The sequence below is a fragment of the Vibrio superstes genome, assembly GCF_003569005.1.
Lineage (GTDB): Bacteria > Pseudomonadota > Gammaproteobacteria > Enterobacterales > Vibrionaceae > Vibrio > Vibrio superstes.
This window is the reverse complement of record NZ_BCUR01000001.1, coordinates 558,487-584,536: the sequence shown is the minus strand read 5'-3', so window position 1 is coordinate 584,536 and position 26,050 is coordinate 558,487. Positions and strand designations below refer to the sequence as shown.

At 45.2% G+C, this 26,050-nt stretch carries 22 protein-coding genes and 1 tRNA gene; 15 read left to right on the top strand and 8 right to left on the bottom strand.

Annotated features, from left to right (window positions below):
- Position 1: 1 nt before the first annotated feature.
- Complete coding sequence (secF, locus tag D5I41_RS02390; protein WP_119008326.1) at positions 2-904, top strand: protein translocase subunit SecF; 903 nt, start codon at positions 2-4, stop codon at positions 902-904.
- Positions 905-999: 95 nt separating this feature from the next.
- On the opposite strand, the gene D5I41_RS02385 is transcribed toward secF, so the two are convergent.
- The 3 genes from D5I41_RS02385 to xylF all read right to left on the bottom strand — a co-directional run bounded on the left by D5I41_RS02385 (position 1,000) and on the right by xylF (position 4,792).
- The gene (locus tag D5I41_RS02385; protein WP_119008325.1) at positions 1,000-2,172 is read right to left on the bottom strand and encodes a sugar ABC transporter permease; all 1,173 of its coding nucleotides are present in this window, start codon (positions 2,170-2,172) and stop codon (positions 1,000-1,002) included.
- Positions 2,172-3,692 carry a xylose ABC transporter ATP-binding protein gene (locus tag D5I41_RS02380; protein WP_119008324.1) on the bottom strand — a complete coding sequence of 507 codons (1,521 nt, stop codon included), beginning with the start codon at positions 3,690-3,692 and terminating at the stop codon, positions 2,172-2,174. The genes D5I41_RS02385 and D5I41_RS02380 overlap by 1 nt, the downstream gene beginning before the upstream one ends.
- A 110-nt stretch (positions 3,693-3,802) precedes the next feature.
- Entirely contained in the window at positions 3,803-4,792 is a 990-nt protein-coding gene (xylF, locus tag D5I41_RS02375) for a D-xylose ABC transporter substrate-binding protein (RefSeq protein WP_119008323.1), read from the bottom strand.
- A 440-nt stretch (positions 4,793-5,232) separates the two neighbouring features.
- Here xylF and D5I41_RS02370 point away from each other — a divergent pair, with 440 nt between their 5' ends.
- Entirely contained in the window at positions 5,233-5,880 is a 648-nt protein-coding gene (locus tag D5I41_RS02370) for an HAD family hydrolase (RefSeq protein WP_119008322.1), read from the top strand.
- 145 nt (positions 5,881-6,025) lie between these two features.
- Positions 6,026-6,100 (top strand) — tRNA-Gly (locus tag D5I41_RS02365).
- A gap of 232 nt (positions 6,101-6,332) precedes the next feature.
- Here the strand turns inward: D5I41_RS02365 and D5I41_RS02360 are convergent.
- The gene (locus D5I41_RS02360; RefSeq protein ID WP_119008321.1) at positions 6,333-7,610 is read right to left on the bottom strand and encodes an NAD(P)/FAD-dependent oxidoreductase; all 1,278 of its coding nucleotides are present in this window, start codon (positions 7,608-7,610) and stop codon (positions 6,333-6,335) included.
- 13 nt (positions 7,611-7,623) lie between these two features.
- Entirely contained in the window at positions 7,624-9,036 is a 1,413-nt protein-coding gene (locus D5I41_RS02355; protein ID WP_119009212.1) for a glutamine synthetase family protein, read from the bottom strand.
- A gap of 235 nt (positions 9,037-9,271) precedes the next feature.
- Between D5I41_RS02355 and D5I41_RS02350 the strand changes: the two genes are divergently transcribed.
- The 8 genes from D5I41_RS02350 (at position 9,272) to D5I41_RS02315 (ending at position 17,428) form a co-directional block, all read left to right on the top strand.
- Positions 9,272-10,603, top strand: coding sequence for a glutamine synthetase family protein (locus tag D5I41_RS02350; RefSeq protein WP_119008320.1), 1,332 nt, complete (start codon positions 9,272-9,274; stop codon positions 10,601-10,603).
- 60 nt (positions 10,604-10,663) lie between these two features.
- Positions 10,664-12,028 (top strand): aspartate aminotransferase family protein, encoded by a 1,365-nt coding sequence (locus tag D5I41_RS02345; protein ID WP_119008319.1) that lies wholly within the window; start codon positions 10,664-10,666, stop codon positions 12,026-12,028.
- 57 nt (positions 12,029-12,085) lie between these two features.
- Positions 12,086-13,195 (top strand): extracellular solute-binding protein, encoded by a 1,110-nt coding sequence (locus D5I41_RS02340; RefSeq protein WP_119008318.1) that lies wholly within the window; start codon positions 12,086-12,088, stop codon positions 13,193-13,195.
- 56 nt (positions 13,196-13,251) lie between these two features.
- Positions 13,252-14,394 carry a putrescine ABC transporter ATP-binding subunit PotG gene (potG, locus tag D5I41_RS02335; protein WP_119008317.1) on the top strand — a complete coding sequence of 381 codons (1,143 nt, stop codon included), beginning with the start codon at positions 13,252-13,254 and terminating at the stop codon, positions 14,392-14,394.
- Entirely contained in the window at positions 14,391-15,308 is a 918-nt protein-coding gene (potH, locus tag D5I41_RS02330; RefSeq protein WP_119008316.1) for a putrescine ABC transporter permease PotH, read from the top strand. Before potG ends, potH begins: the two co-directional genes overlap by 4 nt.
- Positions 15,305-16,147 carry an ABC transporter permease subunit gene (locus D5I41_RS02325; RefSeq protein ID WP_119008315.1) on the top strand — a complete coding sequence of 281 codons (843 nt, stop codon included), beginning with the start codon at positions 15,305-15,307 and terminating at the stop codon, positions 16,145-16,147. The genes potH and D5I41_RS02325 overlap by 4 nt, the downstream gene beginning before the upstream one ends.
- A gap of 48 nt (positions 16,148-16,195) precedes the next feature.
- Positions 16,196-16,738, top strand: coding sequence for a cupin domain-containing protein (locus D5I41_RS02320; RefSeq protein WP_017031594.1), 543 nt, complete (start codon positions 16,196-16,198; stop codon positions 16,736-16,738).
- Between the two features lie 309 nt (positions 16,739-17,047).
- Complete coding sequence (locus D5I41_RS02315; protein WP_119008314.1) at positions 17,048-17,428, top strand: hypothetical protein; 381 nt, start codon at positions 17,048-17,050, stop codon at positions 17,426-17,428.
- A gap of 216 nt (positions 17,429-17,644) precedes the next feature.
- Here D5I41_RS02315 and D5I41_RS02310 read toward each other — a convergent pair whose 3' ends face one another.
- Positions 17,645-19,132 carry an aldehyde dehydrogenase gene (locus D5I41_RS02310; RefSeq protein ID WP_119008313.1) on the bottom strand — a complete coding sequence of 496 codons (1,488 nt, stop codon included), beginning with the start codon at positions 19,130-19,132 and terminating at the stop codon, positions 17,645-17,647.
- A 16-nt stretch (positions 19,133-19,148) separates the two neighbouring features.
- A complete protein-coding gene (locus tag D5I41_RS02305) occupies positions 19,149-19,697 on the bottom strand; it encodes a cupin domain-containing protein (protein ID WP_017031590.1) in 549 nt (182 codons plus the stop codon).
- A gap of 237 nt (positions 19,698-19,934) precedes the next feature.
- Here D5I41_RS02305 and aptA point away from each other — a divergent pair, with 237 nt between their 5' ends.
- From aptA to D5I41_RS02290, 3 genes are read left to right on the top strand one after another with little or no spacing between them, the layout of a single operon-like run.
- The gene (gene aptA, locus D5I41_RS02300; protein WP_119008312.1) at positions 19,935-21,281 is read left to right on the top strand and encodes an omega-aminotransferase AptA; all 1,347 of its coding nucleotides are present in this window, start codon (positions 19,935-19,937) and stop codon (positions 21,279-21,281) included.
- 4 nt (positions 21,282-21,285) lie between these two features.
- A complete protein-coding gene (locus D5I41_RS02295; RefSeq protein ID WP_119008311.1) occupies positions 21,286-22,782 on the top strand; it encodes a CoA-acylating methylmalonate-semialdehyde dehydrogenase in 1,497 nt (498 codons plus the stop codon).
- Between the two features lie 7 nt (positions 22,783-22,789).
- Entirely contained in the window at positions 22,790-23,539 is a 750-nt protein-coding gene (locus tag D5I41_RS02290) for a type 1 glutamine amidotransferase (RefSeq protein WP_119008310.1), read from the top strand.
- A 158-nt stretch (positions 23,540-23,697) separates the two neighbouring features.
- On the opposite strand, the gene D5I41_RS02285 is transcribed toward D5I41_RS02290, so the two are convergent.
- Positions 23,698-24,057, bottom strand: coding sequence for a glutaredoxin family protein (locus D5I41_RS02285; protein WP_119009211.1), 360 nt, complete (start codon positions 24,055-24,057; stop codon positions 23,698-23,700).
- Between the two features lie 544 nt (positions 24,058-24,601).
- Here D5I41_RS02285 and D5I41_RS02280 point away from each other — a divergent pair.
- Entirely contained in the window at positions 24,602-26,002 is a 1,401-nt protein-coding gene (locus D5I41_RS02280) for a glycoside-pentoside-hexuronide (GPH):cation symporter (RefSeq protein WP_119008309.1), read from the top strand.
- Positions 26,003-26,050 lie beyond the last annotated feature (48 nt).

Below are 26,050 nucleotides of genomic sequence, written 5' to 3'. Positions count from 1 at the left end.
CATGGTTAAGTTTCTAAAACATAATATTCGTAAGATTCGCTACTTCACGACGCTAGTCTCCATTCTTCTGACGCTAGTCGCAGTGGTGGCAATTGGAGCTAAAGGCTTGAATCTTGGCTTGGATTTCACCGGTGGCATGGTAACTGAGGTGCAATTAGACAAGCAGCTAACCAGTAGCCAACTACTTGAGCATTTGAAGCCGAGTATGGGGGACTCAGTGAGCGTGACCACTTCTGGTGAGGAAGGGCGATGGGTGATTCGATACTCAACACCGGAAGATGGCTCTCAAGCCTTGGATGTAGGAGAGCTGCTCTCTGATTACTCACAGCAGGTTGATGTAATCAGCAATAGCATTGTCGGTTCTCAGGTGGGACAGGACTTGTTTGAGCAAGGAGGGCTAGCGCTTCTGCTATCGGTCTTGTCGATCCTTGGTTATCTTTGTTTTCGTTTTGAGTGGAGATTGGCCAGCGGGTCTTTGTTTGCCCTAGCGCACGATGTGATATTGGTACTGGGTTACTTTGCGCTGACGCAGATGGAGTTTAACCTGACGGTATTTGCCGCCATATTGGCCATACTCGGATATTCACTCAATGATTCCATCATCATTGCCGATCGAATCAGAGAGTTGATTGTGGCTAAAAAAGACAAAAGTACAGAATGGGTTAATGACCAAGCGGTGGTTGATACCTTCTCTCGGACTCTGGTTACCTCTGGCACGACATTGCTGACGATCGGTGCTCTATGGATGATGGGCGGGTCAGCACTCGCCGGATTCTCTACAGCAATGTTCATTGGCGTGCTATCCGGCACCTGGTCGTCTATTTCAATCGGTACGGTTCTTCCGCAATGGTTAAAGTTGGAAGCGGTTCATTACCAGCCTGTTGAGATCGACAGTGCACCATGATGTCCATGGGTCATAAGTGATTAGCGATGTAAGTCGAAATAAAAAGGCACCAAGGCAATACAGCCTTGGTGCCTTAAACTTGAAGAAATGGAGTATTAGCGACGCTGCTTAGTCGCACTATCCATCCATACTGCTAATAGCAAGATCGCGCCTTTAACCACGTACTGCCAGAAGGTTGGAACGTCCATCATGCTCATTCCGTTGTCTAGAGAGGCCATGATAAAAGCACCAATTACGGCACCGATAACAGTACCAACGCCGCCAGCCATACTTGCGCCGCCAATAACACAGGCTGCAATGGCATCCAGTTCGGCAATGTTACCAGCAGAAGGAGAGCCTGCGCCTAAACGTGAGCTCAGAATGAGACCCGCGATAGCAACCAAAAAGCCGTTCATTGCGTACACTTTTAACTTGGTTTTCTCGACATTGATACCAGAGAGTCTTGCTGCATCAATATTGCCACCAATTGCATAGATGCGGCGACCAAAGCGGGTCTTCGAAGCCAATATCGTGCCAGCAATTAGGAATATGGTCAGCAGGAGCACCGGTGTTGGCACGCCGCGATAATTATTCAGCACCAAAATCAGAGACAGAACCGCGATACCAATAAAGGCACTTTTAAACAATGATGTGCCAGTTGCGTTAGTCGGTAAGTTATATTGAGCTCGATTGATGTTTTGTTTTTTCTGCCACCCAAAGTAGAGGGCAAGACAGGCAGTACCCAAAATCAAACTGAAAAGGTTAGGTAGGTAGCTTTGACCAATCAAAGACATGGCCTCTGAAGTTGGGGCTACGGTTGTACCGTCAGTTATACCGATAAGGATACCGCGAAACGCCAACATGCCTGCGAGTGTCACTATGAAAGAAGGGACCTTGCGATACGCAACCCACCAACCATTCCATGCACCCAGTAGAAAACCAGCGGTAAGGGTAATCACTATGGTAAGTGGGAGTGGCAGGCCAAACCACACATCCATAATGGCAGCGCAGCCGCCGAGTAATCCCATCATAGAGCCTACAGACAGGTCGATCTCACCACTAATGATCACGAAGACCATACCGATGGCCAAGATACCGGTAATTGCGGTTTGTCGAAATAGATTCGAGATGTTCCTTGGTGTTAAGTAACTCCAGTCGGTCATGATGCTAAAGAACAGCATGATGAATAAGATGGCACCTGCCATGACGAGCAGTTGCAGATTCATGCTTTTCAGTTTGTCTAGCCAACTCTCATTGTTGATGGCATTGATTTCTTTTGATTGCTCCATTATGCAATTTCTCCTTCAGATAATGCACAATCCATCACGATCTCTTGTGATAGATTCTCATTAATTAGATCGCCTTTAATTCGGCCTTCATGCATTACAAGCACGCGGTCGCTTATTCCAAGTACCTCAGGTAACTCGGACGATATCATGATGATACTTATGCCTTTTTTGACTAACTGAAACATCAGCTTGTAGATTTCGTATTTGGCACCAACATCAATACCGCGTGTTGGCTCATCCAGAATAAGCACACTTGGATTGATCATTAAAAAGCGGGCTAGGATTGCCTTTTGCTGGTTACCCCCGGATAGATTTTTTATGGCAGTTTCTGCATTAGGGGTTTTTACGGTTAGTTTGTTGATGGAGTCGCTGATGGCATTGGCTTCCGCAGACTCATCGAGAAATCCAAGGCTTTGGAATTGGTCGATTCCAGCTAAAGAAATGTTCTGACCCACGGCCATGATGGGCACGATACCGTGACGCTTTCTATCCTCTGGCACCATCGCAATGCCAGCATTCAGCGCATCTCTGCTACTGGAACAATTGAGGACTTCACCTTCGAGGTAAAATGTCCCATTGTGTTTGCCTTGATAGCACCCGTATAGACATTCCATCAGCTCAGTTCGGCCTGCACCCACCAAGCCGGAAACACCCAATATTTCGCCACGGCGTAAAGTGAAGCTGGCATTTCTCACCTTAGGTATGGATGAATTGGCCTTGTCCCATGCATTGATTTTTTTTGCCTCTAGTACCACCTCTCCGATGTCGTGGGTCTCTCTTGGGAATAGCTGTTTCATCTCACGACCTACCATCATGGTGATGATGTCATCGGTGGACATATCTGCCGCTTTACGAGTGCCAATGTGCTTGCCGTCTCGGATCACGCAGATTTGGTCTGAGATCGCTTTCACTTCACCTAATTTGTGGGATATGTAGATACAGCTGACCCCAGAGGTGCGTAGGTCTTTAACCAGATCAAGTAAGATATCGGTCTCGGATTCTGTAAGGGGAGCGGTGGGCTCATCAAGGACGAGCAGTTTTGCGTTCTTTGACAGTGCTTTTGCTATCTCGACTAATTGCTGCTGTCCTACGCCAAGGTCCTCAACCTTTGTTTCTGGGGATACCGAAAGCTTTACTTTCTTTAGTAGAAGCTCGGCTTCATAGTGCATCAACTCAAAATCAAGAAGCCCGTATTTTGTCAGCTCGGCACCTAAAAATAGATTCTCTAGAATCGATAGCTCTTTTACTAAGGTCAGTTCTTGGTGAATGATGGCAATACCAAGAGCCTCGGTATCTGCAATGCTTTTGGGTTGTATTTTTTCGCCGTTATAAGAGATTGTGCCTTCGAACTCCCCATGAGGGTATATTCCACAGAGCACTTTCACTAAGGTTGATTTACCGGAACCATTTTCTCCGCATAAAGAGAGAATCTCGCCTTTTTCTAAGTTAATACTGACACCATCTAATGCTTTCACTGGTCCAAAGCATTTGACGATATTTTTCATTTCTAACAAGGACATCTTGTACCTCTAACCATTCCAAGACCCATCCTGTGCTATTCACTTAGCAACGAATAGATGACAAATCTGTAATTGCGCCAAGCTAGGCTCGGCGCAAGTATCACTATGGTTTACTGTGTATAAACATCAGATTCTTTGTGGAATTTGTCCGCAATAACGGTTGTTTTTACGTTAGTTCTGTTTACTGGAATAGGCTCTAGTAGGAAAGAAGGAACGTCTTTGATGCCGTTGTTGATAGAGAAGTTAGAGGTTGGAGATTGGTCTTCACCTAACTCTACAGCAATCTCAGCTGCGCGAGTCGCGAGTGCAGAAATAGGCTTGTAAATGGTCATGGTTTGCGTGCCATCGACAATGCGGCGGATTGCGGCTAAGTCAGCATCTTGTCCTGAAATAGCGACTTTTCCTGCGAGTCCCTGTGCGTCTAGTGCTTGAATTGCACCACCTGCAGTAGCGTCATTTGAAGCGACAACAACATCGATTTCATTTTGATTAGCCGTTAGGGCATTTTCCATGATTTTGAGAGCATTCTCTGCTAACCAGTAATCAACCCATTGATCGCCAACAACCTTGATATCGCCTGAGTCGATCTTAGGTTGTAGAACGTTCATTTGGCCTTGACGGAATAGCTTGGCATTGTTGTCCGTAGGAGAGCCACCCATTAGGAAGTAGTTACCTGTAGGTTGTGCTTCAACAAGTGCTTTAGCCTGTAGTTCGCCCACTTTTTCGTTATCAAAAGAAAGATAGAAGTCGATTTCGGCGTTATTGATTAGGCGGTCATAGGCAAGAACATTGATGCCATCACGCTTCGCTTCCTTAATCACGTTGGAAAGTACTTCGCCGTTGGTTGGGATGATCACAAGTACGTCTACACCGCGAGAGATCATGTTTTCAACTTGGGAAATCTGAGTTTGTTCGTTACCATTTGCAGATTGAACATAGACCTTTGCGCCCAGTTCTTCGGCACGATCCACGAACATATCTCGGTCTTTTTGCCATCGTTCAAGCCTAAGATCATCAATCACCATGCCAATCTTAACCTGTGCAAAAGCAGGGGTGGCGAAGCCAATGATTAGAGCGCATAACATTATTATTTTTTTCATTACACTATCCTTTGATTCACGTTTATTATTGAAATTCATTATCTTTTGAATCCCATATATATTTTAAATCAATAGGTTGATGCGTTCCTTTGTCTGAAATGAAAATAGGTTTACGTTTTTTGGTATTTGTATCAAAGTGTGATAGCGCTTAACATACAAGCAATCTGTTTAATATTTAAACTGTTAAAGATCACTAAAATTAGCCCTGATTTCATCTTGAATGTGATCTTTAAATCTTGGTAAGAGCTGAAAAGACGTGTTAGTAGGATTATTTGGCTATTGAGTTGGGAAGTCGTGCGTAGGGGAGTAAAAGTTACTAGAAAATCACAAAGGAAATTATCTGGGACCTTGTCTTATTTTTCTAAACTCGATCTCTAAATGCTTGGTCAACTAGAGTAAAATAGCCAGATAGCTTGGCTAAAAGAGCAGAGGAAAACACAATGCTGAAAGCGGTACTGTTTGATATGGATGGCCTCATCTTCGACACCGAATCTGTATATAAACAAAGCTGGCAGTTTGCTGCACAGGAGCAAGGGCTCTGCATTACCGACGACTTTTATCAGCAGTTCATCGGAGTTCAAGATCCTGAGTGCGAGCGTATCCTTGCAGAGTACTTCGGCTCAACGATTGATATGACACGTTATTGTATGGTGAGGGATAAGCACTTTCATGCATTGAGAGACAAAGGTATTGCTTACAAGCCAGGTTATGACGCTCTGTTTAATGCCATTAAGCAACGTGGGTTAAAAATGGCGATTGTGACCTCCTCACACCTACCTGAGGTTCAGCATAATTTCCGTGATAGTGAGTATTTAGCTGATTATGACCTAGTGATTACCGCCGAAGATGTTGCTCGCGGTAAGCCAAACCCAGATTGCTATCAAATGGCCTATCAAAAGCTAGGTGTTAAAGCAGAGCAATGCCTAGTACTGGAAGATTCCAACAATGGAGTACAAGCAGGGCTGGATGCCGGTTGCCATGTAGCGATGATTCCTGACTTATTACCTCCAAAAGAAGACTTTTTGCACAAAGTGAAGGTTCTAAAGCAGCTAGATGAAGTGATAGAAATACTAGAAAGCAGCTGTTAAGAGCTAGGAGAACCCCAGATAACGCCTTGTGTTCGCATGGTTTTTGCTCATTTAGGGCAAAAAGCGCGCGAACGCTCATAAACAGTGAAATTAGGGCTTTTAATTTCTCATCGTTATGGCATATTAAATGCGTCTACACGATGATGCGTGCATCGTATAATGGCTATTACCTCAGCCTTCCAAGCTGATGATGCGGGTTCGATTCCCGCTGCACGCTCCAATCGCCTCTCCTAAGTTTTAAATCCCAATTATTTGAAAATCATACGCTTTATGCGTGTTTTTTTGTGCTTGTTAGTTTGACTGACCTGATCATTTACCCCTAAATGATTTTAAGTCTAGTTGCCCAATACCCATAATCGAGATCAGAATACTACTGATTAAATCAGTGATGTTTTCTCTCTGACTTTGATTTTGTACTCCAATCTCGTTATAAGAGGTCGTCCCACCGTGCCCTACAAAAGATCTCGAACTCTATAATAGGACATGGCTAAAAGTAGCGCAGGTGTTCGCAATAAACGTCCACCGGGAAAGGGCATATGAGGGATCTTATCAAAGATTGAAAAGCGCTCTGCGGTTGTCGCTACACACTCTGCCATAAGTGTGCCTGCCATACCGGTTGCTGCAATGCCATGACCGGAAAAACCTTGTGCGAAATAGACGTTAGGCCTCAAGCGGCCAAAGTGGGGTGCTCGATTCATGGTGATCGCGACATTGCCACCCCATGTATAGTCTATTTTTGTATCTTTCAACTGAGGGAAAATATCGAGCATTCGACCTTGCATCGCTTTTTCTAAGTTAATGGGTGCAACACCCGAGTAGCTCACTCGGCCGCCGAACAGCATGCGATGGTCCCCAGAGCAGCGATAGTAATCGAGAACAAAATTAATATCACAGGCTGAGATATGGTCTTTCATGAGCGCGCTGGTCACCTCTTCACCTAGAGGCTCGGTGGCACAGATATACGTACCTACTGGCATGACTTTATTTTCAAGCTTTGACTCAAGCCCTTTCATATAGGCATTGCAGGCGAGAATGACATGATTAGCCTTTACTGTGCCCTCTTTGGTAAACAGCGTTGCTGGATCACCGTGCTTAATTTGGTTCACCGCGCTGTCTTCATAGAACTTTGCGCCAGCCAATTTAGCGGCGTTCACTAGGCCTAGTGTGTAGTTAAGAGGATGTAGATGGCCACTGTTACTATCAAACATGCCTGAGGTATATTTGTTACTGGCTATTCGGCTACGGACTTCGTCTTGATCCCACATTTCGAGTGATTCATACCCATAGTTTTCTGTAAGATCGTCGTGCCAAGCTTGAAGCTCTTTATCATGGCGCGGTTTCATACCCACATGCACCATTCCATCACGCCAATCACAATCGATGTTGTATTTGCTGATGTTCGATTTAGTTAACGCTAACGCTTCGACAGAAATATCCCACAGCTTTCTCGCATCCGATTTACCCACAAGTTTCTCAAGGGTATCTTGTTCTGATGCCCAACCAAAAATCGCTTGCCCGCCACTACGTCCAGAGGCGCCCCAACCCACACGACTTCCTTCTAACACGATAACTTTAAAGCCTTTATTGGCGAGTTCTAATGCAGCAGTGGCTCCGGTGATGCCAGAGCCAATCACACAGACATCGGCAACATGTTCTCCCGTGAGTTTGGGAAAATCAAACTGTTGATTTTTTGATGCTGCGTAGTAGGAGTCTGTGTGTTTCACTTTCATTGTGTGTCCTTACTTATTTGTACCACTGATATTCTAAAGGAGAGACTTGCGCTGAGAAGCGCGCTTGTTCGTGTTTTTTATTGGCTAGGTAAACCTTACAAAATTCTTCGCCAAAGCTACGCTTCATAAATTGGCTATTCTCAAATTCATGCAATGACATATCCCAAGATATAGGCAGCATAGGTAGCTCTAATAAGGTTGCGTCGCCTTCAATTGGCGGTGGTGGGGTCAGTTTATTTTCAATACCGTCGAGTATTGAGGCAAGCAACACGGCGACAGTTAGGTAAGGGTTAACATCAGCGCCTGATAGACGATGCTCGATACGCTTGTCTATCTCTCCACTAGCGGGGATCCGCACTGCGACAGTGCGATTGTCCCAGCCCCAAGTAGAATGAAGGGGCACAAACATATTAGGTTGAAGTCTGCGATAAGAGTTAGCGTTTGGTGCAAAGATGGCCATGCTATCCTCAAGGTGAGCAAGCACTCCCGCGACGGCATTCAATAACACTTCTTCATTCTCACCAAAAATATTCGTGCCAAGTTCATCCTGAAGACTGATGTGCACATGACAGCCATTTCCGGCATATTCGGTATAAGGCTTCGCCATAAAGTTGGCGTAAAAACCGTGTTTTTTGGCAACGGCTCGCACCACTCGTTTGAGCAGCATGGCTTGATCGCACGCCAAAAGGACGTCATTGGTGTGTTTTAGATTAACTTCGAATTGTCCAGGCGCATATTCAGCGGTAATGTTTTCTGCTGGAATATTCTGCTCGTTGCAGGTCTCGATTATCTCATCTAGAAACGATTTAAATTCATCAAGCTCTTCCAGAGAATAGACTTGCGTTTGAGTCATCCTTTCACCACTAATAGGCATCAGTGGCGGCTGAGGGTTACCGGCTTCGTCATGCTCCAGATCTTGCAGGTAGAACTCGAGTTCTACAGCAATACAGGGCTTCAATCCCTTAGATGCGAATTTATCCAGTTGCACCTCTAGCACATGGCGAGGGTCGGCGAAAAAGGGTTGATTGGAGGTTGGTTCAAACATGGTCACGATAGCTTGCGCGCTGTTTTCCTGCCAAGGAGTAGTGGTAAGTGAACTCGTTACCATGCGGCATATTCTGTCGCCGTCGCCTTTTTCAAAACCAAGACCAGTTTCCTCTACGGTTTCTCCGCAAATATCCAATGCGAAGACAGAAGCGGGCAAGCAGATACCTTGTTCCAATACTTTATTGAGCTGAGAGAGCGGAACACGCTTTCCTCTGACAACACCATTCATATCAAACAGGATCAAGTCTAACGTTGTCACATCAGGGTGCTGTTCAATAAATCGTTCAATGGTGAGCTTTTGATGGCTCACCTGAATTTGTTCGATGTTATCAGTACTATTCGAAAGTTGACTTGTTCCCACTGTGGTTCCTCCACTCATTTCCAACATATCCTCAACTGGCATGCAATTCGTTGTTTTTTTGTCCTGTTGGTTGCTTTTAAACCATAGACTTAATGTTTAGTAAAAGACAACAGATATGTATCTAAAATGTTAATATACACCTCAAAAGCACCATAATAATTAACATATTTGTTTGACAATCGTACAGTTTACTGTCAATTCTAAATAGAGCTTATCGATAAATTCGTTGAGAAAATAACGAAAAGAAGGATTTATGGAAACGATTAGGGAATGGATAGAGAAGAACCGTATTACTGAAGTTGAGTGTCTGATCCCAGACATTACAGGCAACGCTCGTGGCAAAATCATGCCTGCGAAAAAATTTCTTCGAGAAGGAGGAATGCGTCTTCCCGAAGTGGTTTTTTTCCAGACAGTAACCGGTGATTGGCCAGATGATGAAAGTATGATTGATCTGACTGAGAAGGATATGACTCTGGAGCCAGACCAAAATACTATACGCTTTGTACCCTGGACTAAAGAGCCAACCGCCCAGGTTATTCATGATTGTTATACCGTAGATGGCGATCCCGTTGATATTTCACCTCGCGCTGTCCTGCGCAGAGTATTAAGTCTTTACGAGAAAGAAGGTTGGCAGCCAGTAGTGGCACCAGAATTAGAATTTTTCCTAGTAAAGAAAAACCTCGATTGGGACTACCCATTAGAGCCGCCAATTGGCCGTAACGGCCGACCAGAAACGGCACGTCAGTCATTTAGTATTGATGCAGTGAACGAGTTTGATCCTATCTTCGAAGATATGTACGACTACTGTGAAGCGCAAGAACTAGACGTGGATACCTTGGTTCACGAGTCTGGTGCGGCTCAAATGGAGCTGAACTTTGACCATGGGGAACCTTTAGATCGCGCCGATCAGGTGTTCCTATTTAAGCGTACTATGCGTGAAGCAGCATTGCGCCATGATGTTTATGCCACCTTTATGGCAAAACCCATGGAAGATGAGCCGGGCAGTTCAATGCATATTCATCAAAGCTTGGTGGATAAAAACGGTAAGAACCTATTTTCAAATGCAGATGGCAGTAACAGTGACCTCTTCCTGAACTATATCGCCGGAATGCAGAAATATACCCCCGCAGCTATCGCCTTCTTTGCTCCTAATGTGAACTCCTACCGTCGTTTAGTCTTTGGTGATTCCGCACCGACTAACGTGGCGTGGGGAGAAGACAACCGCACTGTTGGATTACGTGTGCCAAATTCTGATAAAGAAGCTCGTCGACTTGAAAACCGCTATGCGGGAGCGGATGCGAATCCTTATTTAGCAATGGCGCTGACGCTAGCATGTGGCTACTTAGGCATGAAAGAAAAACTGGCACCAACAGAGAAAAGTACCGGTGACATGACCACTGAGCCGTATTCACTTCCCCATAACCTAGAAGATGCTCTGGGCTTGCTAGAAAACTGTGATGAATTGAGAGAGATTTTAGGCGATCGATTCGTATCGGCTTACGTGGCAATCAAGCGTAAGGAATACCGAACCTACTTCCAAGTCATTAGTTCTTGGGAAAGAGAGTTCTTACTATTGAACGTTTAACACAGGTAACGCTATAGAGAAAAGCAAACCGGTTAATACCACGAGAAATGGAATTAAGTTATGTCACAACAAACTGGGTCTAAATGGATTGAACAAGATAGCGCGCATTGCTTGCACCCATTTACCAACTTTAAAGCACTCAATGACAAAGGCTCACGAGTAATTACTCGAGCTGAAGGTATCTATATCTACGACGAAGACAATAACAAAATCCTAGATGGGATGGCGGGATTGTGGTGCGTAAATATGGGGTACAACTGCCAACCGCTTATCGACGCGGCAACAAAGCAGCTTCAGGAGTTGCCTTACTACAATTTGTTTTTCCAAACTACGCATCCACCGGCGGTAGAGTTGTCAACGCTGCTTGCTGAAGTGGCTCCTGAAGGAATGAATCACGTGTTCTTTACAGGGTCTGGCTCGGAGTGTAACGACACGGTTGTGCGGATGGTTCGTCATTACTGGTCAAGCTTGGGCAAACCTAACAAGCAAACCATCATCAGTCGTAACAACGCTTATCACGGCAGCACGATGGCAGGTGCCAGCCTTGGTGGCATGGCGTTTATGCATGCTCAGGGAGGATTACCACTTCCAAATATTGTTCATATTGATCAGCCGTATCACTTTGGCGAAGGCCAAGGAGTCGATGCCAATGAATTTGGTTTAGAGCGTGCTCAGCAACTGGAAGCCAAGATCTTGGAAGTAGGCGAAGACAATGTTGCCGCTTTCATTGCCGAGCCTATCCAAGGTGCGGGTGGGGTGATTATTCCCCCAGAGAGTTACTGGCCTGAGATTCAGTGCATCTGTGATAAGTATGAGATCTTGCTTATTGTCGATGAAGTTATCTGTGGGTTTGGCCGAACGGGGGAGTGGTTTGCGAGCCAAACGTTCGACATTAAGCCTGATCTAATGTGCATGGCGAAAGGTATTACGTCAGGTTACCTGCCACTTGGTGGCGTCATGGTTAGGGAGCATGTTGCCAAGGTTCTCACTGATGCCGATACCGAATTTGCTCATGGTTTTACTTATTCTGGTCACCCTGCAGCATGCGCTGTTGCCATTGCCAACATCAAAGAGATGCAAAAACACAACATTGTGAGTCGAGTTCGCGAAGACATCGCGCCTTATTTTGCTTCTCGCTGGAATGAGCTATTGGATCACCCAATGGTCGCCGAAGCGAGAACGAAAGGGTTAGTAGGAGCAATTGAGTTAGTCAAAGATAAGGCTACAAACGAACGCTATCACAAGGATCTCGATGTCGGAACAAGATGTCGTGAACACTGCTTCTCTGCGGGAGTTGTACTTCGCGCCGTTGGCGACACCATGATTTGTTCACCACCGCTGATCATCACTCGTGATGAAATCGATGAATTTATTGAAAAAACAAAAATAGCGTTAGATAACACGCTCGCCGACGTTTCGCTGTAGCCGACGAGAGTTATACCCAAAGGTATTAAACAAGAGCAAACAGGAACGGAGATCCAAATGGAGAAAATTAAAGCATACTTTAGTGTCGCGTTAGGGATGACGATAGGACTTAGCTCTATCACATCCTACGCTGCTGAGGAAAAGGTGCTCAACATCTACAACTGGTCTGATTATATCGCGGAAGATACGATCAAAAAGTTTGAAGACGAGACTGGCATTAAGGTGGTTTACGATGTTTTTGACTCGAATGAAGTGTTAGAAGCGAAAATTTTGTCAGGAAACACAGGGTTTGACTTGGTTGTACCAAGTAATGACTTTCTGGGACGCCAAGCGAAAGCAGGTGCGTTCCAAAAGCTAGATAAATCTCAGCTGACGAATTACAAGAACTTAGACCCTAAACTGATGGGGATCTTGGCCGAAACAGTTGACCCAGATAACGCCTATTCTGTTCCTTACCTTTGGGGTACGACTGGTATTGGCTATAACGTTGAGAAAGTTACAGAAGTCTTAGGTGCTGACGCTCCTGTTGATAGCTGGGATTTGGTATTCAAGCCAGAGAACATGGAGAAGCTGTCTAAATGTGGCGTGGGTTTCTTAAATGCTCCAACGGAAATCATGGCGGCTGCTTTGAATTACATAGGGAAAGATCCAAACAGTGCCGATCCTAACGATTACAAAAAAGATGCGTTAGCGTTACTGAAAGAAGTTCGTCCTTATGTCACTTACTTCCACTCTTCGCAGTACATTAACGATCTTGCCAATGGTGATATCTGTGTCGCGATTGGCTGGTCTGGTGACGTATTGCAAGCGGCTGACCGAGCAGCGGAAGCGGATAATGGTGTAGAGGTAGCGTATTCAATTCCAAAAGAGGGCGCTCTTGCTTGGTTTGACTTGATGGCAATCCCAAAAGAAGCAAAGCATCCGCAAAATGCGCACTTGTTCATTAACTATTTACTTCGCCCTGAAGTAATTGCAGAAGTGAGTAACTACGTTTGGTATGCGAATCCTAACCCGCCATCGCGTGAGTTTATTGACGCTGATATCTTGAATGACCCAGGTATTTATCCAACGGAAGAAGCGCAAGCAAAATTGTATAGCTCCAAGATGTTACCCCATAAAACATCTCGTGCTATGACCCGTGCTTGGACGGACTTCCTTAAGAACTAAATCAATACCTATGTTGGCGACTCTCTTTGAGTCGCCATTTTTGCTTGGAGATTACCATGACATTGATGTCACTCGATACCAAACTCAGCCATGAACATGTTGAACCTGTACCGCCAAAACCACTTCTAGAGATTCGAGGTTTAACCAAGGAATTTGATGGCTATCCAGCGGTAGATAATATTGATTTAACCATCAATCAAGGGGAGCTGTTTGCGTTACTAGGCGCATCGGGTTGCGGAAAATCGACTTTATTGAGAATGCTCGCGGGGTTTGAGCAACCAAGTGCCGGGCAAATTATTCTAGATGGACAGGATTTGGCAGAAATCCCACCTTATAAACGTCCTGTAAATATGATGTTTCAATCTTATGCTTTGTTCCCGCATATGACGGTTGAAAAGAACATTGCATATGGCTTAGAACAGGACGGAATGCCTAGTCAGGAAAGGGCGAGTACGGTCAAGCATATGCTTGAACTGGTTAGAATGACAGATTTCGCCAAACGTAAGCCACACCAGCTATCGGGGGGTCAGAAACAACGCGTAGCGCTAGCTCGAAGCTTAGCGAAGAAACCCAAACTCTTACTGTTAGACGAACCTATGGGCGCGCTTGATAAGAACCTTCGTGAAAAAATGCAGCTTGAAGTGGTCGACATCTTGGAGAGTGTAGGTGTGACCTGTGTGATGGTGACCCACGACCAAGAAGAAGCGATGACAATGGCCAGCCGTATTGCAATCATGAATAAAGGACAGTTTGTTCAAATCGGTTCGCCGGAAGCTATTTACGAGCATCCTAACTCCAAATTTTCCGCCAAGTTTATCGGTTCGGTCAATATCTTCGAGGGTGTGTTAGAAACCAACCTTAGCGATAAATCGACCGTAAGAACGCCTGACCTACCTAACGCCATCACTATTAATCACGGTATCTCAGGAGCACCAGGCATCCCTGTCATGATTGCCGTCCGACCAGAAAAAATGACCCTTTGTGAGCACACACGTCACGCAACAAATTCGTGTAGCGGGGTGGTGGAAGATATTGCGTATATGGGCAATCAGTCCATTTATCATGTGAGATTGGACTCGGGTAAACTGGTTACAGCGACGCTTCAAAATACCAGCCGCGTGAGAAAAGGCATGCCCACATGGGAGCAGCGAGTCAACCTTTGCTGGGATATGGACAGCTGCGTGGTGTTAAAATTATGAAGAAACGAGCAAAACTCAATATTTGGCGTGTTATACCAACGCCCAAATGCTTACTCCTTGCGATCCCTTACGGTTGGCTACTCCTATTTTTCTTGTTGCCATTCTTAATTGTTTTCAAGATCAGTTTTGCAGAAGCTCAAATCTCTATTCCCCCTTATTCAGAGCTGATAAGTTACGCCGAACAACAATTACAATTGCTGCTGAATGTAGGAAGCTATCAATACCTTATTGAAGATGATCTTTATGTGTCTTCGTATCTACAGTCAATTCGAATAGCACTGGTATCGACACTTCTGTGCTTGATTATCGGGTTTCCCATTGCATGGGCGATTGTGCATTCAAAGCCATCAACGCGTAATGTCCTGTTAATGCTAATAATTCTGCCCTCATGGACCAGTTTTCTAATACGCGTTTACGCTTGGATAGGCATTCTCAAAAATAATGGATTGCTGAACAATGTCCTGCTGGCTGCAGGTGCGATCGATGAGCCACTTAAAATACTCCACACCGATACCGCTGTGTATATCGGTATCATTTATACCTATCTGCCGTTTATGGTATTACCGCTTTATACTGCGTTAATGCGCGTTGATTATTCTTTGTTAGAAGCGGCCAGCGATCTAGGTGCTAAACCTATCACCACACTCTTTACTATTCTCGTGCCGCTAACGAAAGCGGGAATTATCGCGGGCTCAATGCTGGTGTTTATCCCAGCGGTGGGTGAATTTGTTATCCCTGAGTTACTCGGTGGACCCGATACGGTATTAATAGGCAAGGTGTTGTGGCAAGAGTTCTTTAATAATAGGGATTGGCCCGTTGCATCGGCTGTGGCAATTGTGATGCTACTCATTCTGATGTTGCCGATTTTATGGTTCCATCGCTATCAAAAACGTGAACTGGAGGCCCAAGGATGAACGACATTCCGGTCTACAAAAGTAAGTTAAAATGGGCAATTCTTGCAGCAGGTTTTACCTTTTTATATTTGCCAATTTTTATTCTGATTATTTTCTCATTTAATGAAAACCGCCTTGTAACGGTTTGGTCGGGCTTCTCGTTCAAATGGTATTTCGAATTGCTAGAAGACGATCTACTGATGGGCGGAGTAAAGCTTAGTTTGATCATTGGCTTCTTATCAGCCAGCGCCGCTGTAGTGCTTGGCACTATTGCCGCTTTTGTGGTGAGTCGTTTTGGTAAATTTAGAGGTGAGACAGGCTTTGCGTTTATGATTACGGCTCCGCTTGTGATGCCAGAGGTGATTACCGGTCTTTCTTTATTGCTACTGTTTATCGCCATGGGGCAAGTTTTTGACCTGTTCAGCCAACGGGGAATGTTGACCATCTGGATTGCACACGTCACTTTCTGTACCGCTTATGTGACGGTTGTCGTGAGTTCACGATTGCAAGAGGTGGACCGTTCAGTTGAAGAGGCTGCGATGGATTTGGGCGCGCCACCATGGAAAGTATTCTTCCAAATTACCCTGCCGTCGATTGCTCCTGCGATCCTTGCCGGTTGGCTTCTGGCCTTTACCTTGTCTCTCGATGATTTAGTTATTGCCAGTTTTGTCTCTGGTCCGAGCGCAACAACATTACCAATGGTGGTATTCTCCAGTGTACGTTTAGGAGTCAGCCCAAAAATCAACGCGTTGGCAACGTTAACTATATTAGCGGTCTCCTGTGCCACATTTATCGCTTGGTGGGTGATGGCAAGGGCTGAAAAGCGTAGGCTGCTTGAGATGAAGATGAGTCAGCAATAGAAAATGCCTTCAGGGTGCTCGGTACTTGATTCTTTCTGGGAGAAAAACATGGATGTAGGGAAACAATTAAAAACAATTCGTACTATGCGAGGAATGTCCCAACGGGAGCTTGCAAAGCGAAGTGGTGTCACCAACTCCATGATTTCCCAGATAGAACAGAACCTAGTGAACCCCTCGGTAGGATCATTGAAGAAGATCCTAGACGCTATACCTATTTCGATGGGAGAGTTTTTTACGTTAGACGTAGAACCGAAAGACGATATTTTTTTTACGGCCGAACAGATGGCTGACCTTGGCGATGGCAAAATTAAAATGCTGCTGGTGGGCGCAAAGCGCGAAGGGCGTCAACTGGCTGTACTTAGAGAGATCTATCCTCCAGGTTCAGATACCGGTACCGACTTTATTGAGCATGATGGTGAAGAGGGTGGGGTTATCATTCGTGGCGAAATTGAAATCACTGTGGGTAGTCACACTCGTGTCTTGAAAGCTGGCGATTCTTACTACTTTGAAACACGTAAACCGCATCGATTCCGCAATAGAGGTAAGGTCGAGTGTGAACTGATCAGTGCCGCGACTCCGCCAACCTTCTAGATAACTGACCCGTTTTACGCTGACTAAACTTATCTATTGAAATTCGAAGTTACTCAGAATCATATGGGGGTACTAACTCAAAATTGTCCAATTGTGTGCTAGCACGATCATCGCTGACTCATTTCTGCCCCTTTCTGTGTTGCGAGGCTGACTTAGGGATCTAAATGAGTGTGTTATTTGACTTATTTTTGGCTAAACTAGTCGAGTTGTATATGATCATACCCACATCAAGATTTCGAGTTATTTGTATTACCAAGCTTTTTCCTGTCACGTATAATTCTGGCTAAATTTTGTAACTGACTAGCCCATATGAACGTCTTAAAAACCTTTCTTCTCATTTGCACCCTTGCGCTTTTTGGTTGTGCCTCAGGATCTTCAATTATTGTTGGGGAGCCTCGAGAAGCTATTTCGCCCGAGCAAGTACGCTTATACTCAGACTATCCCGAATCGTATGAAACAATTGCGATTATTAATGCTTCAAGTGATGCCGGAATAACAAAGCAGGATTCTCTTAATTACGCCGTTGAGGAACTTAAAAACCAAGCAGCAAAAGTAGGAGCGAATGGTGTGCTACTTGAAACAACTGGTAGCAATAATTCCGTAATACTAGGTGGGCAAGGAACAGACTATCAATACCTAATCCCTGTTTCAGAACAAACAGTGAGTGGTAAAGCACTTTACATTCCTTGAGTCGGTCGAATGGCTACGTGCTAATTCTAACTCAAAAGTGTCCAGAAACGTGTTGAAGTTTCGGCCGAAGAGTACCCCATAGAACAAATACCGGTCCCAGAAAAACGCCTCAATGAGTCTGAAGGGACTATACATTAAGGCGTCTGAGTGCGTTCGCTAGTTTAAAGCAACAGGAAAACGCAATGGCTTGTAGCTCATCACGCTAGGCTTTTATTGTTAGTCCAACTCTATCCAAGTTGATTTTACTTCAGTGTATTTGTGCAAGGCATGCAGTGACTTATCTCGACCGTTACCACTTTGTTTATAGCCGCCAAATGGCATTGTCATATCACCACCATCCCAGTTGTTCACAAAGACGGTTCCTGCTCGTAAAGCACGTGAGCACTTAATGGCGGTAGACATATCTGACGTCCAAATACCCGCTGCCAAACCGTACTCGCTGTCATTGGCGAGCGTTATGGCTTCATTTATGGAATCAAAGCTAGTCACACACAAAACAGGGCCGAAGATTTCCTCTTTATAAATGCGCATATCGGGTGTGACGTCGGTAAATAAAGCGGGTTGAATAAAGAAGCCGTCGGTATGATTCATCGCGGTGTTACCACCAAATGCCAATGTAGCGCCTTCAGACTGACCTATATTGATGTAGTTTAAGACTCGCTCATACTGGGCTGCATCAACAATGGCCCCCACTCGAGTATCGCTTTCAAGAGGATCTGCGGGTTGCCAATTGGCCATGTGTTTTTTAACCAGTTCGATGAACTCATCTTTGATGGAAGAGTGAACCAGTAGACGAGACCCTGCTGTACACACTTCGCCTTGGTTATAACAGATGGCTGAAGCCGCTGTAGCAGCCGCTTTCTCTATATCCTTAACATCATGATGGACGATATGAGGGCTTTTCCCGCCGCACTCCATAAATGCACGCTTAAGGTTTGATTCACCCGCGAAACTGAGAAGCTTTTTACCTACGGCTGTTGAGCCTGTAAAGGTAATGCAATCAACATCATTGTGCAGAGCAAGTGCTTGTCCTGCCTCATGACCAAAGCCTGGAAGAACTTGAAATACGCCATCTGGAATACCCGCCTGCTTAGCCAAGTCTGCCAGCAAAATGGCGGTAAGAGGGGACTTTTCCGAAGGCTTTACTATCACTGAGTTACCAGTGGCAAGGGCTGGACCGATTTTCCACGATGCCATGACTGTCGGGAAGTTCCAAGGCACAATAGCGGCAACCACGCCTAAGGCTTCTCTAGTCACCAGCGCCAGTGCGCCTTCCGTGACAGGTGCGACTTCGTCGTACACTTTATCAATGGCTTCCGCGTTCCATTGAATACAGCGAGCCGTCGCTGGGGCATCATAGCCCATAGCGTCTGAAATGGGTTTGCCCATGTCTAAGGATTCTAACAAGGCAAAATCCTCCTTGTGTTCGTCAATGAGCTTAGCGTAGTTAAGGAGAATCTCTTTGCGATCGGCAGGAGTTAATCCGCTCCAAACACGGCTTTCAAATGCATTACGAGCCGCATCGACCGCAAGGTTAACATCTGATTCCTCACAACGGGCAACATGAGCAAGCAGGCGTCCGGTAGCAGGGTTAATGATTTCAAACGTATCGCCAGAAACGGAGTTAACAAATTCTCCGTTAATAAATGCTTGAGTACGAAAACTAAGGGCTTCGGCCTTAGCATGCCAAGTAATAGTGTTCATAAGTTTACCTTTTTCCTTAAAAACTGGCGGGTGAATTTGCGCTGACGATAACGCAGTCGTAGTTTGTGGTATTCCTAAATCGGTGCGCACGCATGCTGTCAAAATAGTAGCTATCACCTTTGCGCAGCACGGTTACTTCGTTATCAACGGTAAGCTCTAATTCTCCTTCCACGATGACACCGCACTCTTGTCCTTCATGATTCAACATTTCTTCACCGGTATCTGCACCGGGTGCTAGCGTCTCTCTTAGCATGCCAATATGCCTACCTTCATGGTAATGCCCAACTTGGCGATAGCTGATCTTTCCTCTTCCTATTTCGGGTTGTTCTTCTTTACGCGTAAAGAACTGCTCTGGCATTGGCTCATCGATGGCAAAAAAATCAGCCATGGATGAGGGGATCTTACTGAGCAACTTACTCAGTGACGCAACAGAAGGGCTAACCGCATTGCTTTCTATTTGTGAGATAAAGCCATTGGTGACACCGGCTCTCTTAGCGAGTTCTCGTTGCGATAGACCGGCTTGCTCTCTCAAGGTTTTAAATCGTGGTCCTATTTCCGTATCCATTGGGCACAATCTCCAACTCTTCTACTGTGATTAGTAAACTAAACACAATCCTAGCTCACTAAACACAAAAAACCAGCAAGTGTTTATAATTCAATCATTGAAGAGCTAAATAAAACGTTCTATAGTCAATTTTGTTCATTATTTAATAACATTGTATTTACATATTGAGGTTTGAGTGTTTTGCGGTGTTTAGTAAAAGAAACAATGTTAATTCAACATTCTTAGTTGGAGTGCACAATGCAAGGGATAAACAAGCAAGATACCAATAGTTCAGCAAATATGGATGCATTCTGGATGCCGTTTACGGCTAATTCGCAGTTTAAGGCTTCACCACGAATGCTAGTCTCTGCTGAAGGGATGTATTACACATCTGAAGATAAACGCAAGATCCTCGATGGTACGGCTGGGTTGTGGTGTTGTAATGCGGGTCATGGTCGAAGAGAAATTAGCGAGGCGGTGGCTAATCAAATTCACAGTCTTGATTTTGCGCCAACATTCCAAATGGGACACCCGCTACCGTTCGAGTTCGCTGAGTCTTTAGCAGAAATTGCCCCTTCAGGTCTATCTAAGGTGTTTTTTACTAATTCAGGTTCAGAGTCGGTAGATACTGCCTTGAAGATCGCGCTGGCGTATCAAAGATGCATTGGGCAAGGGACTCGTACTCGTCTTATTGGCCGAGAGCGTGGCTACCACGGCGTAGGGTTTGGCGGCATATCGGTAGGTGGCATTGTTAATAATCGAAAGGCATTTGGAAGCTTATTAACTGGCGTTGATCATCTCCCACATACGCTAAGCATTGAAAACAGCGGATTCAGTAAAGGCTTACCAGATTACGATCCAGGGTGGGCTGAAAGCCTCAACAATATCGTCACTTTGCATGATGCCAGCAACATTGCTGCGGTTATCGTTGAGCCTATTGCCGGCTCTACGGGCGTTATTTTGCCACCAAAAGGCTATCTAAAGCGTCTTCGAGAAATTTGCACGCAACACGGCATTTTGTTGATCTTTGATGAGGTGATTACCGGATTTGGTCGTATAGGTAGCCCTTTTGCCGCGCAAGAATTTGATGTTAAGCCCGATATCATTACCTCGGCGAAGGGATTGACTAACGGCGCGATTCCAATGGGGGCCGTCTTTGTGAGTGATGAGATTCACCAAGCGATGGTTGCACCAGACAGTCAAGCTATAGAACTCTTTCATGGCTATACCTATTCTGGGCATCCGGTAGCTGCTGCCGCGGGACTGGCAACCCTCAATATTTATCGCAATGAAAACCTTTATACCCGTGCTACCGATCTTGCCGATTACTGGGAACAAGCCGTTCATAGCTTAAAAGGTCTGCCTCACGTGAAAGACCTGCGTAACTACGGTTTGATTGCCGGCATTGAGCTTGAAGGGATAGCCGGTAAACCGGGTTCACGAGCGTACCAAGTTTTCACTAAGTGCTTTGAAAAAGGCGCACTCATTCGAGTGACTGGCGATATTATCGCGCTGTCGCCTCCGCTTATTATCGAGAAACAGCATATCGACGATCTATTTACTCTGATAGCAGACGTTTTACAAAATATTGATTACAAGGAATAAGACTATGTCAGTTTTGGTATCCAATTTTATTAACGGACAAACGGTAGCAAGTAACAGTGGGCGAACCGCTGACTTGTTTGACCCTGCCAATGGCGAGCTTAGAGGACAGGTACAGTTATCTAGCGCCGAAGAGGCATTGGCGGCTGCCGATGTAGCCAAACAGGCACAACAAGCATGGCAAGATACGCCACCGCTACAACGTGCGCGCGTGATGTTTCGTTTTAAAGCCTTGCTTGAGGAAAATGCCGATGAGTTGGCAACTTTAATTTCCACAGAGCACGGTAAAGTGCACAGTGATGCTTTGGGCGAATTAACCCGTGGTTTAGAAGTGGTGGAGTTTGCTTGTGGGATCCCGCACCTTTTGAAAGGTGAACATTCGCTGAATGTTGGTCGTGAGATTGACAGTTACTCCATGATGCAACCTGTAGGGGTGTGCGTAGGTATTACACCATTCAACTTCCCTGTAATGGTGCCACTTTGGATGATTCCGGTGTCACTGGCTTGTGGTAACAGCTTTATTCTAAAACCTTCAGAAAAAGACCCTAGTGTGTCCTTGATGCTAGCGGATATGTTGAAGCAAGCGGGCCTTCCTGATGGCGTATTCAATGTGATACAGGGTGACAAAGAAGTGGTTGATGCCCTTTTGGAGGCCCCTGATGTTGCCGCAGTAAGCTTCGTTGGCTCGACGCCGATCGCGGAGGCGATATATAGCAAAGGCAGTGCTAACGGAAAACGCGTACAAGCACTGGGTGGCGCAAAAAATCACTTAGTGGTTATGCCTGATGCCGATCTCGAAGGAGCCACAAACGCCCTTATGGGAGCCGCTTATGGAGCCGCTGGTGAACGCTGTATGGCGATTTCAGTTGCGGTAGCGGTGGGTGATGAAACAGCAGACCGTTTGGTTACTTCGCTGAAAGAGAAAGTCCAAACCCTGCGAGTTGGTCCAGGTCTCGGGGTTTCCCCAGAAAATGAAATGGGGCCACTTGTCAGCGAACCGCACATGAACAAGGTGAAAGAGTATATTCAATCCGGTGTGGACCAAGGAGCGACCTTGGTTGTGGATGGCCGTGATATTAATGCCTCGACGCCTGGTTATTTTGTTGGGGGCACTCTTTTTGACAACGTCACCTCTGATATGACGATTTACAACGAAGAAATATTTGGTCCTGTGCTCTGCGTTGTTCGAGCTAAAGATTACCAAGAGGCTCTGCAGCTAATTAATCAGCATGAGTTTGGTAATGGGACCGCTATTTATACCCGAGATGGTGATACGGCCCGTGATTTCTCGGAGAAAGTTGAAATTGGTATGGTAGGGGTAAATGTGCCTATCCCAGTACCAATGGCTTTCCACAGCTTTGGGGGTTGGAAACGTTCAATATTTGGTCCTTTAAATGTCCATGGCAATGATGGGGTCCGCTTCTACACCCGAATGAAGACAGTTACTGCTCGCTGGCCGAAGGGACAACGAGAAAGTGAATTTGTAATGCCAACAATGAAGTAGGTGAACAATGAAGATAGGGATATTAACGTGCGGTCATGTTGACTCACCATTGTCGGATGATCATGGCCAGTATGCAGACATGATTGAGGCTTCGCTTTTCGAGGTTAATAATGAGTTCGCATTTCAGAACTATGACGCAACCAAAGGAGAACTGCCTCATCACGATGAATGTGATGGGTTTATTATTACTGGTAGTGTGAATAATGCGTACGATGATCATCCCTGGATTCTAAAACTTGTTGATTGGATCATTCGCTGTGAGGTGCTCAGGCGCCCCCTTGTTGGCATATGTTTCGGCCATCAATTGATTGCTCGTGCCTTAGGTGGCACGGTGCAAAAGTCAGAGAAAGGCTGGGGTCTGGGAAGCTATGAGGTGAAAATCACGGCTCAGAAAAAATGGATGAACTTATCCGTTGATAACGCCCGACTGCTGGTGAGTCACCAAGATCAGGTGACAACGGTGCCTCGCGGCGTCAAAGTGATCGCAAGTAATGAATTTTGTCCTAACTTTATGTTGGTTAAAGACAACCATGTATTGACCGTACAGGGGCATCCTGAGTTTGGTGTCAGCTTTACTGAAAAATTAGTGGAGAAACGCAAGCATTTGATTACGCCGCAGTATTACCAACAAGCCTTTATAGAACTTGCTCTGCCGCAAGATTCGGCATTGATATTACATTGGATAGATAATTTCTTTGTAATGGCTAAGCATGATAAAGCGATTGAGCATCGAACGAATCCAATGGAAATTTTGTAAAATAGCTTATCGAATAATCCCTTGATGAGTACTAGAAGATTGGTTTACGACGATATTTCAAGGTCAACAGACCCTAGAGACATTGTGCATGAAAGACTTAATAGAGCGCTCGATGCCAGATTTCTTTAAAGTTGACTCGAACGCTCGGAGTATCAATGTTATGCAAACTCTTTTTGTAAGTAAGCGACAATGTCTTTTGATTCATACATCCAGGTCTCTGTGCCTTGCTGTGTGATCTTAAGACATGGCACCTTAACTCGGCCTCCACCGGCCAGCAGCTCCTCACGAGCGACTTCGTCACCCTTTGCGTCTTTAAGCGCGACATTGACTGATTGACGCTTCATTTCGCGGCGAACCTTCACGCAAAACGGGCACGCATCAAACTGATAAAGAGTTAAATCATTGGCTTTTGCATTGGCTAGTTGCTGTGCTTCTTCAGACCTTTTGACTCCGCGAGGTGTGAAGATAAAGTTGAGTAGCAAGATAATCTTTCCTAGAACAATCCTGATAATTTTCATTGTGGTCTTTTCTGGTTCCATGATTTTGAGAATAAGTCTCAATGCTCTATCAATTCGTTAACAGAGTCAATTTACATACCGCATTGCTGCAACATAAAGCACAGCTTGAAACTGAGCATCAAGGACACTAAAAGCATGGGAGAATCAGCCCCTCAATGGAGAATGGGTGTATAAAGTCCAAAATTGGGTGTGTAAGTGATGGGTTAATGCCTTGTTACCACAGGTTTTGTTGTTGAGAATAATTAGTGATATTTCACTTTTTGACTGTTTCTTCTGTTCAATTATCAATTGTTATTTTTGCTTACCTCATTGATCAATCTCCTAAGTGTGTATTACTCCACAGAACGCCAATAATTCCTTGCTCAAAAATGAAATTATTATAAGCGATTGATTTATATGGCTTTATTTTTATTCTTTGTTCGAGGTTTTCGAGGCTTATCACATAAATCAAATAACATAAGACACTTGCTAGTTTGGGGAAATGAACAATGGAATGATAACCATAAGAATGAAAGGCAATTAATTTGCACCCCGGAGAATATTAATGAATACAATCAAGCTATCCGTACGAGAGAAGGTTGCTTATGGTCTAGGTGATACAGGCTGTAACTTTGTCTGGCAGACAGTGATGCTTTTCCTTGCCTATTTCTACACCGATGTTTATGGCCTGTCTCCCGCTCACATGGGCACCATGTTTCTGTTGGTTCGATTTATTGATGCCGTTACTGACCCGCTGATGGGTTCTATTGTCGATCGCACTAAATCAAAGCACGGTCGCTATCGTCCATACCTACTGTGGATGGCTGTTCCGTTTGGTATTGCGTGTATGTTTGCGTTTTATACACCTAGCTTCGGTGAAACGGGTAAAATCGTTTATGCGTACGCGTCGTACATCTTCCTGACGCTAATGTACACCGCGATTAACGTTCCTTATTGTGCAATGGCCAATGCCATGTCTAATGACTCAGAAGAGCGCACTTCACTGCAATCCTATCGCTTTGCTCTAAGCACCGCGGGTGGTCTAGTGGTAGCCACCGTGGCACTGCCTCTAGTGGGTATCATTGGCGATGGTGACTTACAAAAAGGGTATCTAGGCGCAATGGCTGTTATGGGCATGATTGCGATTGCATTGTTCTTCGTGAGTTTTGCTAATACCAAAGAGCGTTACGTTCCAGAAATTGAAGAGAAGCAATCGGTATGGGCAGATCTAAAACTACTGCTGGCCAATGACCAGTGGCGCGTACTCTTCATCGTCAACATTGTATTGTTAACCGGTGTGGTGCTTAAGGGCGCTACCACTATGTACTATGTCAACACAGTGATGGGGCGCGGTGATCTTGCCACTATGTTCATGGTGGCGGGTATGCTAGCGGCAATCGGCGGCGCAATGTTGTCATCACCCCTGTTTGGTAAATACAACAAACCAACGGTGTATCGCATATTGATCATCATTTCCGGTCTGATTTCTATGCTCATGTATATGGTTGATCCAACCAATATCACCATGATCTTTGCTATCACTATTGTGCTTGCCCTTGTCCAAACCGCGACCACTCCTATTTTGTGGAGCATGATGTCAGATGTTGTCGACTATGAGAAAACTCGTAGCAACCGCTCCCTAAGTGGCATGGTATTCTCAACTAACTTGTTCGCTATCAAGCTAGGTATTGCGTTAGGTGGCGCAGCTGTGGGTTGGATCTTAGCGTGGTCGGGGTATGTTGGTGGCGCTGAGGTGCAAACTGCAGAAGCGGTAAACTCGATTAATCTTCTATTTACCGTGGTTCCAGGAATCATGTTCGCATCATTGGCAGTATTCATGATGTTCTATAAGCTTGACCAGCAAAAACTAAAACAGATCAAAGCACTGTTAGAGTTAGATGCCAAAAAACCGGCACAAGAGATTGAGGTTTCAGAGGCAGGACTTAAGGTTCAACTTAGCCAATAGGTAATAATATAATCGACAAAAAACAGCCTCCCTAAGGGAGGCTTTTTT